Source organism: Bacillus sp. AR2-1 (assembly GCF_008368755.1).
GTDB classification, from domain to species: Bacteria; Bacillota; Bacilli; order Bacillales; family Bacillaceae_G; genus Bacillus_A; species Bacillus_A wiedmannii.
This window is the reverse complement of the sequence record NZ_QORY01000030.1, coordinates 68,018-80,720: the sequence shown is the minus strand read 5'-3', so window position 1 is coordinate 80,720 and position 12,703 is coordinate 68,018. Positions and strand designations below refer to the sequence as shown.

At 31.6% G+C, this 12,703-nt stretch carries 14 protein-coding genes and 1 pseudogene; 5 read left to right on the top strand and 10 right to left on the bottom strand.

Features of this window, described 5'->3' with window-relative positions; all coding sequences use genetic code 11:
* Positions 1-22: 22 nt before the first annotated feature.
* The 3 genes from DT250_RS27365 to DT250_RS27355 form a co-directional block, all read right to left on the bottom strand.
* Complete coding sequence (locus DT250_RS27365) at positions 23-172, bottom strand: aspartyl-phosphate phosphatase Spo0E family protein (protein WP_000424361.1); 150 nt, start codon at positions 170-172, stop codon at positions 23-25.
* Between the two features lie 167 nt (positions 173-339).
* On the bottom strand, positions 340-1,287 hold the full coding sequence (locus DT250_RS27360) for a hypothetical protein (RefSeq protein WP_088063336.1): 948 nt from the start codon (positions 1,285-1,287) through the stop codon (positions 340-342).
* 34 nt (positions 1,288-1,321) lie between these two features.
* Positions 1,322-1,882, bottom strand: a complete 561-nt coding sequence (locus DT250_RS27355; RefSeq protein WP_046959396.1) for a helix-turn-helix domain-containing protein — start codon at positions 1,880-1,882, stop codon at positions 1,322-1,324.
* A gap of 171 nt (positions 1,883-2,053) precedes the next feature.
* Between DT250_RS27355 and DT250_RS27350 the strand changes: the two genes are divergently transcribed.
* Complete coding sequence (locus tag DT250_RS27350) at positions 2,054-2,941, top strand: DMT family transporter (RefSeq protein WP_088063335.1); 888 nt, start codon at positions 2,054-2,056, stop codon at positions 2,939-2,941.
* A gap of 39 nt (positions 2,942-2,980) precedes the next feature.
* Here DT250_RS27350 and DT250_RS27345 read toward each other — a convergent pair whose 3' ends face one another.
* The 3 genes from DT250_RS27345 to catA form a co-directional block, all read right to left on the bottom strand.
* Positions 2,981-3,493, bottom strand: a complete 513-nt coding sequence (locus DT250_RS27345; RefSeq protein ID WP_088063334.1) for a GNAT family N-acetyltransferase — start codon at positions 3,491-3,493, stop codon at positions 2,981-2,983.
* A gap of 152 nt (positions 3,494-3,645) precedes the next feature.
* Positions 3,646-4,572 carry a GNAT family N-acetyltransferase gene (locus DT250_RS27340; protein ID WP_088063333.1) on the bottom strand — a complete coding sequence of 309 codons (927 nt, stop codon included), beginning with the start codon at positions 4,570-4,572 and terminating at the stop codon, positions 3,646-3,648.
* Positions 4,573-4,793: 221 nt separating this feature from the next.
* Positions 4,794-5,444, bottom strand: coding sequence for a type A chloramphenicol O-acetyltransferase (gene catA, locus DT250_RS27335; RefSeq protein WP_088063332.1), 651 nt, complete (start codon positions 5,442-5,444; stop codon positions 4,794-4,796).
* 185 nt (positions 5,445-5,629) lie between these two features.
* Here catA and DT250_RS27330 point away from each other — a divergent pair, with 185 nt between their 5' ends.
* On the top strand, positions 5,630-5,812 hold the full coding sequence (locus tag DT250_RS27330; protein WP_000998381.1) for a DUF4021 domain-containing protein: 183 nt from the start codon (positions 5,630-5,632) through the stop codon (positions 5,810-5,812).
* Positions 5,813-5,859: 47 nt separating this feature from the next.
* Here the strand turns inward: DT250_RS27330 and DT250_RS27325 are convergent, their stop codons facing one another.
* Entirely contained in the window at positions 5,860-8,091 is a 2,232-nt protein-coding gene (locus tag DT250_RS27325) for an MMPL family transporter (protein WP_149214005.1), read from the bottom strand.
* A 117-nt stretch (positions 8,092-8,208) separates the two neighbouring features.
* Between DT250_RS27325 and DT250_RS27320 the strand changes: the two genes are divergently transcribed.
* Positions 8,209-8,832, top strand: coding sequence for a TetR/AcrR family transcriptional regulator (locus tag DT250_RS27320; protein WP_088063330.1), 624 nt, complete (start codon positions 8,209-8,211; stop codon positions 8,830-8,832).
* Positions 8,833-8,956: 124 nt separating this feature from the next.
* On the opposite strand, the pseudogene DT250_RS27315 reads toward DT250_RS27320, so the two are convergent.
* Both DT250_RS27315 and DT250_RS27310 read right to left on the bottom strand, forming a co-directional pair.
* Positions 8,957-9,558, bottom strand: a pseudogene (locus tag DT250_RS27315) (MBL fold metallo-hydrolase).
* A gap of 313 nt (positions 9,559-9,871) precedes the next feature.
* On the bottom strand, positions 9,872-10,279 hold the full coding sequence (locus DT250_RS27310; protein WP_149214004.1) for a GNAT family N-acetyltransferase: 408 nt from the start codon (positions 10,277-10,279) through the stop codon (positions 9,872-9,874).
* A gap of 530 nt (positions 10,280-10,809) precedes the next feature.
* Between DT250_RS27310 and DT250_RS27305 the strand changes: the two genes are divergently transcribed.
* Positions 10,810-11,250: a MarR family winged helix-turn-helix transcriptional regulator gene (locus DT250_RS27305; RefSeq protein WP_088609711.1), complete on the top strand. Its 441-nt coding sequence runs from the start codon at positions 10,810-10,812 to the stop codon at positions 11,248-11,250.
* Positions 11,251-11,287: 37 nt separating this feature from the next.
* Complete coding sequence (locus DT250_RS27300) at positions 11,288-12,112, top strand: class I SAM-dependent methyltransferase (protein ID WP_149214003.1); 825 nt, start codon at positions 11,288-11,290, stop codon at positions 12,110-12,112.
* A gap of 117 nt (positions 12,113-12,229) precedes the next feature.
* On the opposite strand, the gene DT250_RS27295 is transcribed toward DT250_RS27300, so the two are convergent.
* Positions 12,230-12,700, bottom strand: a complete 471-nt coding sequence (locus DT250_RS27295; RefSeq protein ID WP_149214002.1) for a DMT family transporter — start codon at positions 12,698-12,700, stop codon at positions 12,230-12,232.
* Positions 12,701-12,703 lie beyond the last annotated feature (3 nt).

The window sequence follows — 12,703 nt, the reverse complement described above, 5'->3', positions numbered from 1 at the left end:
TCAAATCATGCCATAGTTCTTTTTATTTTAAAAACATAAAGTAATTAATCAATTTGTCTATTTCTTGACTTAATGCCAATACTTTTTCATGTTGAATTCCGTAATCCGATACTAAATATAAAAGTTCTTCTTTCTTTATTTCAATGACTTTTTCCAATTTCACTAATTCCATGTCGTTTTACTTCTCTCTCCAATACTAAAATATATGTATTTTAGTATAGCCTATTTACATAATTAGTAAAAGTAAAATAAGCATGTAAAATCTTACAAATAAAAAAATAATATACCTATCAACAAAAAATTTTAAATTTAACCCTTTATACAGATCATTAGACTTCATTATGTATTAATAACAAATCGGAATTTCTCTAATGTAATATCTTTATATTCTGGAGCTCTCTTTATATGATCAAAATAACTATATGAGAATTTAAAAACATGCCCGAAATCCCAATCAAACGCACTATAGTCTTTTAGCCAAAATTGATTTTCTGTTGGTAATACATAAGCACGTTTTGATTCGATTAAAGGTAAACGATCTATAGGTGAGTGCAAGTTAATTTCAGTATTCGGCATAAGATATTGACTAGCACGTAACACGTATACTAGTTTTAACAGTGGACGTATCCCTCGTTGGAATATATCTCTATGCCCTAAATCATACATAATATTAATTGCATGAGAAAAAGTAAGCAAATGACCAATTAAATCATGATGCGCTTCCGCTCTATAAATAATATTAAATTGCGAGAGCTCCTTTAAAATAAACTTAGATAATTGTTTCGGATTTTTGAATTCACTTTCTATCTCATCGTTTATACTTAATTGTTTTACTTCCTTCGTCGTAAAACCAATCCACGATCTACCAGGAATTGTTTTTCGAAACGATAATATAAGGTTAGTAATTCCCTCAATTGCTTGATTATTCCCCCATTTTTGTAACTCTTTCATAGCTAATAAACTTAATGCAGCATAAATGACATTATGCCCCACCCAATGAAGTTCATCAATTGTATGCTCCATTGATTTTATAATCAGTTTTTCAGCACTTTGAAAATCAATTTCTTTTTTACTATCGATGATTTCACCTAAGTTTTGATTGTTCAACATCATTTTTGTTTGAGAATACATACTACGATTTATCTCTTCTTCCATATTGTTATCTTTCATAAAAAAATAACTAGCAATTGCAGCTGCTCCGAAATGCGCATGCCAAATATCATTTGTTTGTTTTTTACACTGAGAAATAATTGAAAGACCCTCTCTTAAAACAGTTTTATTTTCCATCTATTTTTCCCCCGTAATAAAAATCACTTAATACTCATCCTAAAGATGGTGTCAATACAAATAAAATATGATTGGATTCATCACTTTTATTCAAAAAGCGATGTTTCACATTTGGCGGAATACGTACAACATCGCCTTCTTCTAAAAAATATTCTTTTCCTTCTAACTCCACATACACTTCTCCTTTCATAACAACAGCAATCTCTTCTTTATCTTCATGTGAATAGTGACTTTCCGTTGTGTTTGCTCGTTTATTTAAATCCATTATTAACATTTCAATTCGTGCTTTCATAAAATCCGGTGTTAATACATCATATACAATGTGATCATTGTTCTCCCGATACACTTTTTTTCGATCTTTTTTCTTAGAAATGAGTGAATCTGTATCAATCTCATTAATAAAAAGTGTAAATAGCGGTACATTTAATGCTTTCGCAATTAATTCCAATACACTTAAAGAAGGATTCGCATATCCTCGTTCAATTTGACTAATTAGTGAAGTACTAATTCCTGCATAATCAGCAAATTCACGAATTGTCATATTATTTTTCTTACGATAACTTAATACAGTTTGTCCGAGTCTATCATGTATCATAGTAAAACCTTCCTTTCGTTCATCATATTGCATGTTTCGTTGTCTTTGTGCTGACATAGTAAACAAAGGCAAATAATCCTTTCCTATCGCCTTAAGGACTTATATACTTACCTTTGTACATTATATCGTATTTAGTTCATTATAATAAACAATCTATCGGAGGGACAAACTGTGAAATCACCTATTCTTTCATATTGCATCTTATTTTTCGGCGTATTCGCCCTATCAACTTCAGCAATTTTCGTAAAATTGGCAGATGCTCCTGCGGCTATCATTGCTTTTTACCGTTTATTTTTTGCTGCACTGATTCTATTACCGTTATTACTATTTAATAAAAATAATCGAAACGAGCTAAAAACAGTAACAAACAGACAATGGGGATTCGGATTCATATCCGGGCTATTTTTAGCTGCACATTATGTACTATGGTTTGAATCATTACAATATACTTCTGTAGCGAGTTCTACAGTTATCGTAACGTTACAACCTTTATTTTCAATGATTGGTGGTTACTTTCTATTTAAAGAGAGATTTACGAAAGGAGCGGTCATTGGTTGCCTCATCGCTATTTCAGGAAGTATCGTCATCGGATGGCAAGACTTCCAAATTAGTGGAGAAGCTTTATACGGGGACATTTTAGCCTTTATTGCGGCCGGAATTATTACCACTTACTTTTTCATTAGCCAACATGTTCGTAAAGATTTATCACTTATACCGTATTCGGTAATTAGTTATGGAAGTAGCGCCTGTTTTCTCGGTATTTTTTCCTACATGCAGCAAGAATCTTTCATCCATTACTCTACACAAACTTGGTTGTGCTTTATCGGCTTAGCATTTATTGCTACAATTTTAGGGCAAACAGTTTTTAATTGGTTATTAAAATGGATGAGTGCTACTGTAATCTCTATGAGTATTTTAGGAGAAACGATTGGAACTTGTATACTAGCGTACTTTATATTAAATGAGACTATTTCTTTACAACAAGGGCTAGGCATTACATTTATTTTTATTGGTTTAGCATTATTCTTATTACAACCAAAACTACCGAATCACAACTAACAAATAAAAAAGCATGACATTAATTTGTCATGCTTTTCACTATTCATTATGTACAATTAAACCATCAGGTCTAAAACGACTCATCATAATTTCATTAATAAACTTTCCGTGAGCCTTCAAATTCCCTACTTTTATTCCCTCTTCTACAAATCCAAATTTTTCATATAGCGATTTCGCTTTCGGATTCGTTTCTAAAACACCAAGCTCTACTCGCTCTAACATTAACCAATTATCAGCTAAATCAAGCATTTTTGTAAGAAGTGTTTTCCCAATGCCTTTATTATGATATTCACTATCTACCCCCATAAACAAATCCCCCGAATGAGATCTACGTCCTGGGCTTTGGGTTAATCCAACAAATCCAACAACTTTTCCATCATACTCTGCAACAAATTCAAATTGATTTGGCGCTAAATTACGAATTCTATTTTCCATCGCATCTACACGCATACTAGGTAAGAAAACCATATAAGGTAATACATCATCTTGTATGCATATACGATGAATTGCTCTAGCATCTTGTATTTCTACCGCTCTTAGTTTGATCTCCATATTTTCTCCCCTCCATATTCATAACAATACATTATTCATTCTAGACCCCCGGGTGAAACCCCTTCTCTTCTATATTTCTTTATGTTATTTTTACATAATCATTTCAGTATAACATCCAATTTTTGAACAGCTTATCCTTATCTACAATTTAGTTAACTTTTTACTCTATTATATAACTCCAGCAGATTTTCAATTGGAATACCATTTATTTTCATACCAGTTATATCACAATTTTCTATTTCCATATTTTTCAGATTACTATTACTTATCGCACTACCTTCCAAATCACATCTATTAAATGAAATAGGATGTTTACCTTCTCCAAGGTTTGTATCTTTAAAATGAACTCCACCTAAAGTCACAAAAGAAAATTTACTACCGGAAAGATTTAAATCGGCATATAAAGAACTTTTAAAATTTATATTTCTAAACTTTGATTGACTCACATTACAATTACTCATCTTCATATTCATCATATTGCTACCAACAAAGGAACTGTTTTTTAAATTCACTTGATAATACTCTGTATTTGCTAGATTACAGTTTTCATATTGGCTATTTTTCATATCATTATTTTTAATCAGGTTCTCTTTAGCTGACTCTACAGTTATTCTTTTTACATAACAATACTCATCTTCAGATTTAAAAATTATTTCATAGCCCATTTTTTCATAAAAATGATGATTATTAAGTTGTCTACTGGATGTTTCGAGATCCCAAACCCTTATGCTTGGATATTCCACTTCAATTGATTTAATAACATGTGATCCAATTCCTTTTCCTTGATAATCAGGATCTACAAAAATACGATCAATTCGACCGTATGACTTACCAGAAATCGTAACTATAATTCCTCCGATTATTTTGTCATCCACTATTACCTTAAAAGAATCCAGTTCTTCGATTGAATATCTCATCATTTCAACTGAAGAATAGCCTGGTGGTTGGATGTTATAGTCAATGACATCACCTTGACCGCATAGCCATCGTTTTGCTTCTTCATCAAATGTTCTTGTCATTATTTCTGTTAACTTTTCAGCATCTAAAATTGTAGCTTTTTCTATAGATATTATTATCATTTTTGTTTTCTCCTTCATTGTTACAAGATAATAAGTTTTGCGAACCGTATAGTTATAAAATAAAGAAAATTAAAATTAATAACTTCATTTACTATTAAACTACAAATCAACCTATATTTTCCACTGTTACTTAGCATTAATGAATAAAAAAGAGACCATGCTATATAAACATGTTCTCCTCTTTTATTCATTTTCAATTGTGTATAATTAAAAATTAGATATTACTTTAGCCACTCGTTGCAACTATTACTTAACTCCTGTAAATCCTCTATAAATCGACTCGCATGATATCCATCACAAACCGAATGATGAATTTGTAATGAAACTGGTAGCATAACCTTATTTTCTTCATTAAAATATTTCCCACAAGTTATAATTGGTAATAGAAAATCACCATCATTATTAATATTAAGATTAAATCCAGTAAAACTAGCCCAAGGTATGCTAGAAATAGGAAAAACATTTGGCGGAACATTTTCTTTTGTGAAGAGACCATGAACACCAGCATAGCACCTCATATCCTCTTCATAGTTTTTATAGAAAATGTGAAAATCATTAGAATAATCCGTCCATATACTTGAAAAAGATTTATCATCTTTATGGAAGATTGTATAACTTGGTATCATTTCCTCCCAATATCCTAAAACTCCTTCATCGTTAAAACATGTTCGAAATTCTTTATGATTATTTATTACTCTAGAAATTAAATATATAAAAACGGGATAAAATTTTATTCCTTTTTGATGTAATTCCTTTAATAACCTCGTAATATCAACATTCACAGTCATACTAAACGTACATTTCAACTTTAAATAATGTTCAAAATACTGCTCTCTATTCCAATTTTCTCTGTCAATTATATAAAACTTCATTGTAATAGCCTCCTAAAAATTTTTTATTTTAGAAGGCTAACTTTCTTGTTTTCACCAAACCTGTTCACTCCTAATAGTTAAAGTTTTTATTTAATTATATAACATCTACAAAAATTCATTCACATATTTATTGAAATCCAACCACATACTATTAATAAATCAACTGACGTTTGGAGGATTCAAACATGAATGACAAAAATGTAAATAAAAAAGATAATGCTATCGCAAACAATACACCTATTCAAAATAATAATACTGTAAACCTTAATGTAGAAGAACAAGCAATGAACGGCTTATATGGAATGCCAGAAACTGCTATTGAAGATGCTGATCATGCTGTAACTGATGATTTGACTTCAAAAAATTAATAAAATACATAGAAGAAAGCCAAGGAAAATATCCTTGGCTTTCTTAACTATGCATCCACCTTTTGTACTTCTTCACTCTTTCTTGAAAGCTTTCCTGGCCAAAAAGCAAAGCGACCTAGAACAACTGTAATTGCTGGTACAAGTAATGGTCTAACAATAAATGTATCTAGTAGTACACCAATTGCAGTTACAATACCAAATTGAACAAGAACTTGAATTGGAAGTGTACCTAACACTGCAAAAGTTCCTGCTAAAATTAAACCTGCGGATGTAATGACACTACCTGTTTGTATAACGCCATTTTTTATAGCATCCAAGTGATTTTGTGTCTTTCTGTTTTTCCATATTTCTGAAACCATAAAGATATTATAATCTTCACCTAAAGCAACCAGAAATACGAATGCATACAACGGTATCGCACCTTGAATGGCCGGCGCTCCCATACCATAATGAAGCAATAGCCACCCTGCTCCTAGTGCCGAGAAGAACGATAATACAACAGTTACAATTAAATAAATCATCGCGACAATTGATCGTGAGTAAACAAGTAATAATAAAGCTATAATACTAATCATTACTGGAATGATAACTGCTTCATCACGTTCCGTAATTTGCTTTGTATCATATAATGATGCTGTTTCTCCGCCAATCCATAGTTGATCTTCTGCATTACTAATCCCAGCATCTTTTAATACTTTTTCTACACTACTTTTCAATTTAGGGATTTGATCTAACGCTTCAATTGAGTATGGATTTTCAGCTAAAGAAACCTCATACATTTGTATTTGCTTATTTTCTTTACCCTCTTTTGGGTCTTTTACTGTATTTACAAAAGAAAATCCCTCTAGTTCTTCTTTAATAGGAAGCTCTTTTCCTTTCGTATCAACAACAACTTTTACTGGTGCTAGTTCTCCAGCTGAAAAATGATCACTAATTAACGTAAACCCTTCACGTGAAGGCATATCTTTTGGAAACGATTCTAATAAGTCATATGTGTATTGAATACGTGGTACAAATGAAGCCAATCCACCTAAAACAAATACAGTGAGCATAATTATTGTCCACGGTCTTCGTACTACGACATCTCCAAGTTTTTTACTAAAAGCACCTTTTGATTTTTTAACTTTTACAACTTTCTTTTTCTTTCTTACCCATTCCTCATTCATTGAAGTTGTTCTCGGTATAAATGGGAAGAATGCAGTTCTACCGAAAATTAATAATAACGCTGGTAAAATTGTTAAAGCAGCAATTCCCATTATGAATACAGCAACACTAAATGGTACCGCAAATCGATGAAAGGCACCGTAATGAGCGAGTAATAATGTTCCTAATCCAAGTACAACAGTTAACGCACTCATTATAATTGCTCCGCCAGAAGCTTTAATTGCAAGTTGCAATGCTTTATATTTACTTTCTTCCTCTAGCAAGTACTCCCTATATCTCGAAATTAAAAATAGACAATAGTCCGTTCCAGCACCAAACAATAATACTGTCATAATTGATATCGCTTGGGCATCTACTTTAATCCATCCGTGATCAGCTAAAAAACCAAGTGTAGGACTAATAATACCGTATGCAAAGCCCACAACAAGTAAAGGTAAAATTGCTAAAATTGGTGAACGATACAGTAAAATTAATAAGACTAATACGAGTAGTACAGTAGCAACTAACAGCTTCACATCAGCTTGACTAAATAAGCTAACCGCATCAGTTTGAATACCTACAGGTCCAGATAATCGAACATGTAAACCAGATTCACTTATTTTTTGTTTAAATGGATCTTCCTTCACCTTACTATTTACTATCTTTCTTAAATCTTCAAGATTTCCTTTTAATATATCTGTTCCGGCAGATTTATTAAAGAATACCGGTGTGACAAATGATGTACCATCTTTTGATGCGCTTTTTGATAATACTTGTTCTGGTATTGTATCAAATGGTGGTAACGTTGATTGTTCTTTTAAAGGACTGGCCTTTAATTCTTTATAAACGTCTTGTATGAGTTTATAATCCTGTGACTGTAATCCACCATCTTTATACCATACTACTAACAAAGGATTCCCTGCATTATTCGGAAACTCGTTTTTCATTAGTGCTTCCGCTTGCTGCGACATAGCTGTTTCAGGTAAATTTTTCGGATTCGGTTCTTTCGTACTGTTTACTTGTGGCAATGTAAATGAAAGTAATAATGTAATAAGAATCCAAACCGATAAAGTTATCCACTGCGTATGCTTCCCTGCTACAAGCCTCCCTAACATATGTAACGGGTGCTTTTTCATAAAAACCCCACCTTCCTTTTTTCCTCTAACATTAATTATATATACTGGTCGGTTAATTAATCAAGAATGAATAAAACTTTGTGTTATAATTATCTCAACAATACATGTCAGGAGCGAATGGATTTGGAACAAAAACAACGTCCTCTCGGAAGGCCTCGTCAAAATAAAAATACAAAGTCTACAAAAGAAACCATTTTGGAAGTTGCAACTCGGCTATTTCTTACTCAAAATTATCAAGTCGTTTCCATGGATGAAGTTGCAAAAGTTTGTGGTGTTACGAAAGCAACCGTCTACTATTACTATTCAACAAAAGCAGATTTATTTACCGCTACTATGATTCAAATGATGATACGTATACGCGAGAATATGTCTCAAATCCTTTCTACAAATAAGACTTTAAAAGAAAGATTATTGGACTTCGCTAAAGTCTACTTACACGCAACGATGGATATTGATATGAAGAATTTTATGAAAGATGCAAAACTATCATTATCTGAAGAACAATTGAAAGAATTAAAAGACGCTGAAGACAACATGTATGAAGTATTAGAAAAAGCACTCGATAACGCAATGCAAATTGGAGAAATCCCAAAAGGAAATGCTACATTTGCTGCTTACGCTTTCGTTTCTTTATTATCAATGGGAAATTTTAAGGATGAGAGCCATAATGATATTCCTTCAAATATAGATAACTTAGCAAAAGAAATCGTTTCTTTTTATTGGAACGGGTTAGGTCATTAATATTAAATAGATTTTCTTGAATAAAAGAGCATGTTCGAATTTTTTTCAAACATGCTCTTTTATTTATTTACTATTAATTAGATTATACTTCAGCTCAGTTTAACAAAAAATTCCTCTTCAACTTTTACAAATTTTGAATTTGAATCTTTATATTCTCCTTACTTAATCCCCCATGGTAACAAACTACCGATTCAATATCAAGATTTGAATACCTCTTCAAAGACTGCTGTGCTTCCTTAACATTTAAAGTTGTTGGGGCGTGAATTCCTCCTAACTTTCCATTCACACTATACATCGAGTCTCCTGCAATAAGGGTTTTACTTTGTTTCAAATATAAACTAATATGACCTGGAGTGTGTCCTGGGGTATGTAGAATTAGTATCCCACCGCAATACGGAAGTTCTTGCCCATCAATCACAGTATTACTCACTTTTCCTTTTGGTGGATTCTCGACTTTTCCATCTTTCAATAAAGGTAAATTTCCCTCAATATATGGCTTATCTAACTCGTGCGCATAAACTTTAATATTACTTCCACAGCGTTGCAATAACTCTGGAAGACTACCTATATGATCTATATCCTGATGCGTCAAAATCACGACTTTTAACTTATCAAATGATACCCCAACCTTTTCCATCCCTACTTGTATATCTTCAAATTGTCCAGGAAAACCAGTATCTATTAAAACTGCCATTTCATCTCCCATAAAAGAATTGGGTGAATAATAAAGTGAAACTTTAATCAGTGGGGGTTTTCTTCATCCCCAACTGATTATTAGTTGAACCAATCGGACTTTAATGGGCAGTTGATCCCCCACCTAAATTCTTTGCTTTCGTTGAATTTTGAGGTGGGGGTCCTCCACCTAAATTCTTTGCTTTCGTGAATTTTGAGGTGGGGGTCTTACTGCCCATTAAAGCGGGATAAATTCTTGAAACTCAAGTTGTAACATTTCTACCCCTTTAGCAATCTCCATATAGTCAGTCTCCTTTATGATGAAGTTTGAAAATATGCACAAGTACATCGGAAATATAAAGCCACACTATCTTTTAATAGGTTTTGTCATCCCAATAGAGAATACCTCAAACCCTTTAGATTCATAATAAGATTGCAATTTTTCCACACACATAAGTTGAGGAATAACCTTATTTAGTTCACAGTGCTGGATTAATCGTTCTACGATTTCTTTTCCAATACCAATGGACTGATAATCATGCAATACACATATACCACAAATAACGCCTGTTATTACACCATCTGATATAATACGCCCCATCCCTACTAATTTCTTATCATCAAAAGCATACATTGCATACCAACTTTGTTTACACATTTGTTCTAACTCGTTAACCGTTAATTGAAGAGAATCCCATCCTAAAGATTCATATACAGTTAATAATCCATTGAAATTTGTTGGGTGTTCCATTGTATAATTTATACTATTATTCATGTAAATACTCCTTATTTTCTCGTTTGTTTTTATTTCATACAATTATCTTTAATATGAAATTAATTTATACAAACTTCCCTAAGAACAATATAATTCCTTCTTAACATAAAATAAAAAGAAGTTATCTCACTTAAGATAACTTCTTTTTTATAAGACTCTCATTATATTATCAACCAAAAATTATACAACTGCATACGATAAGCACAAACAGAACTAATAAACCATTTGAGAAATACCCCATAGAATACTACCCCTTTATTTCATTATGTTAAAGATTTTATCATAAAATTATTTACAACATAATAACTGAAAAAGACATTGCATGCATTAGTTATATGTATTTAGTAATATTCCCTTTCCGGTCATACTCTCCTCTCCTAAAAGCATCTCTCATACTCTTCTATTTCAATTCATATAATTTTAAAAATAAATAATAGTAAACATTAATTTACTATGATGGATTAAATCACTTGTTTTATCATTAAAATAGTAATAAAATAATTACTAAATGCATAAAGGAAGCGAAAATGATGACCCAAAACGAATTATTAAACGAATACATGAATTTATTATTAAATATGTCAGGTACTTTCAAATTATTATCGGAAAAATCATCTGAATTTACACATATAGAGCAACACGTAGTGGAATATATCGCACAAAAAAAGGTGCCTGTAAATTTAAAAATGATTGCCAGTTATTTAAACATACCTAAACAACAATTAAGCGTAACAGTTCGTAATTTAGAACTAAATGGATACATTATAAAAAAACAAGATACGGTAGACAAAAGAGCTATATTAATCTCTCTAACAGAAAAGGCTGAAAAGGTACATTATGAGAGATGGAAACAAATATATAATAATTTCACTAATAATCTTGAGAAACTAAGTGAAGAAGATCAACGTGATTTAACTTACGGATTGTATAAAACAAATAAAATGCTCTCAAAAATGTTAAATAACGATTAAAAATATAAATAATTTTTTATTACACGGAGGATGTTTCATGGTTAAAGAAATAGATATTCATTCAGTACAAGGTACGATGCTTATTCCGCTATGGGGACGTGCCTATGGCAGTGAGAAAAATAAAGATATTTTAGATGATACGGAAGCAATTCGAATTATTAAAGAATGTGATTTTGACTTCTCAACAATAGCAAATACATTTGGTGAATACGGATGTATCACATACATTACTCGCGCACGAAAAATTGATGATACGATAAAAAAATTCATTATAAAACATCCAAATGCTACTATTGTAAATATCGGTTCTGGACTAGACACTACTTTTTCTAGAATTGATAACGGTACGATACATTGGTATAATCTTGATTTGCCCGATGCTATTTCATTTCGAAAAACATTAATTGAAGATACACCAAGAAACACGAGCATCGCTAAATCATTTTTTGATACTTCTTGGTTTGACGATATAAAATATGATCCAAACGACGGTATTCTTTTTATATCAGCTGGCGTGTTTTATTACTTTAAAGAAGAGGATTTGAAGAAAATCATAGTCGCTGTGTCAAAACGTTTTCCTGGAGGCGAATTATACTTTGACGCTGAATCAAAATTTGCACTGAACCTTTCAAATGCTACTGTAAAGAAATCCGGTAATAACGGCGCAATGATGCATTTTTATGTAAACAATCCAAAATCAATAGAAAAATGGTCTTCTACCATAAAAGTATTAAGCTGCTCTCCTTTCTTTAAAGATATACCTACAAATAAAGATTGGGATGGTAGTACGCGCATTATGATGCGAATTGTAAACTTAATAAAGATGTTAAAGTTTGTTCATGTGCGATTCAATAGAAAATAAGAAAAGAAGAAGATCTTAAGTTTACAAGGTCTTCTTCTTTTCTTATTTTTCAACTGCTTTAGTTACTGACTTATAATTGTATTGTATAGATGTAAACTCTTCACCAAAATATATTCACTACTTCTTATCCTCATTTATATGAATAGCTTTCTTACTCGAAAATAGATTTTTAAAAATTCCTACCCCTACAATTAATAGACCTATCCCAACTAATTTATTTATTTGCAATGGAATGCTCTCCATTCCAAATAATCCGAATGTATCAATACATAACGCAACAACTAATTGAGTAATAAGGCTAATTAACACCGTATACGCTGGACCTAAACTCTTTATTGCACCCATTATACAAATAATTAACCCGATGCCAAACAATCCACTTACATAAAACAAATAATTTGTAGTATACACTTTAATGCTAATACTGTTTTCTGTACTGATATAAAATAGAATAGAACTTATGAGACCTATTCCAAGAACACATGCTGTTGTTAACCACTGTCCTACACTTTCATTTACCTTTGCATTAAAAATAGATTGTAAACTAATTAATACGCCAGCTATTATAGCTAAACTAAATCCAATCATATT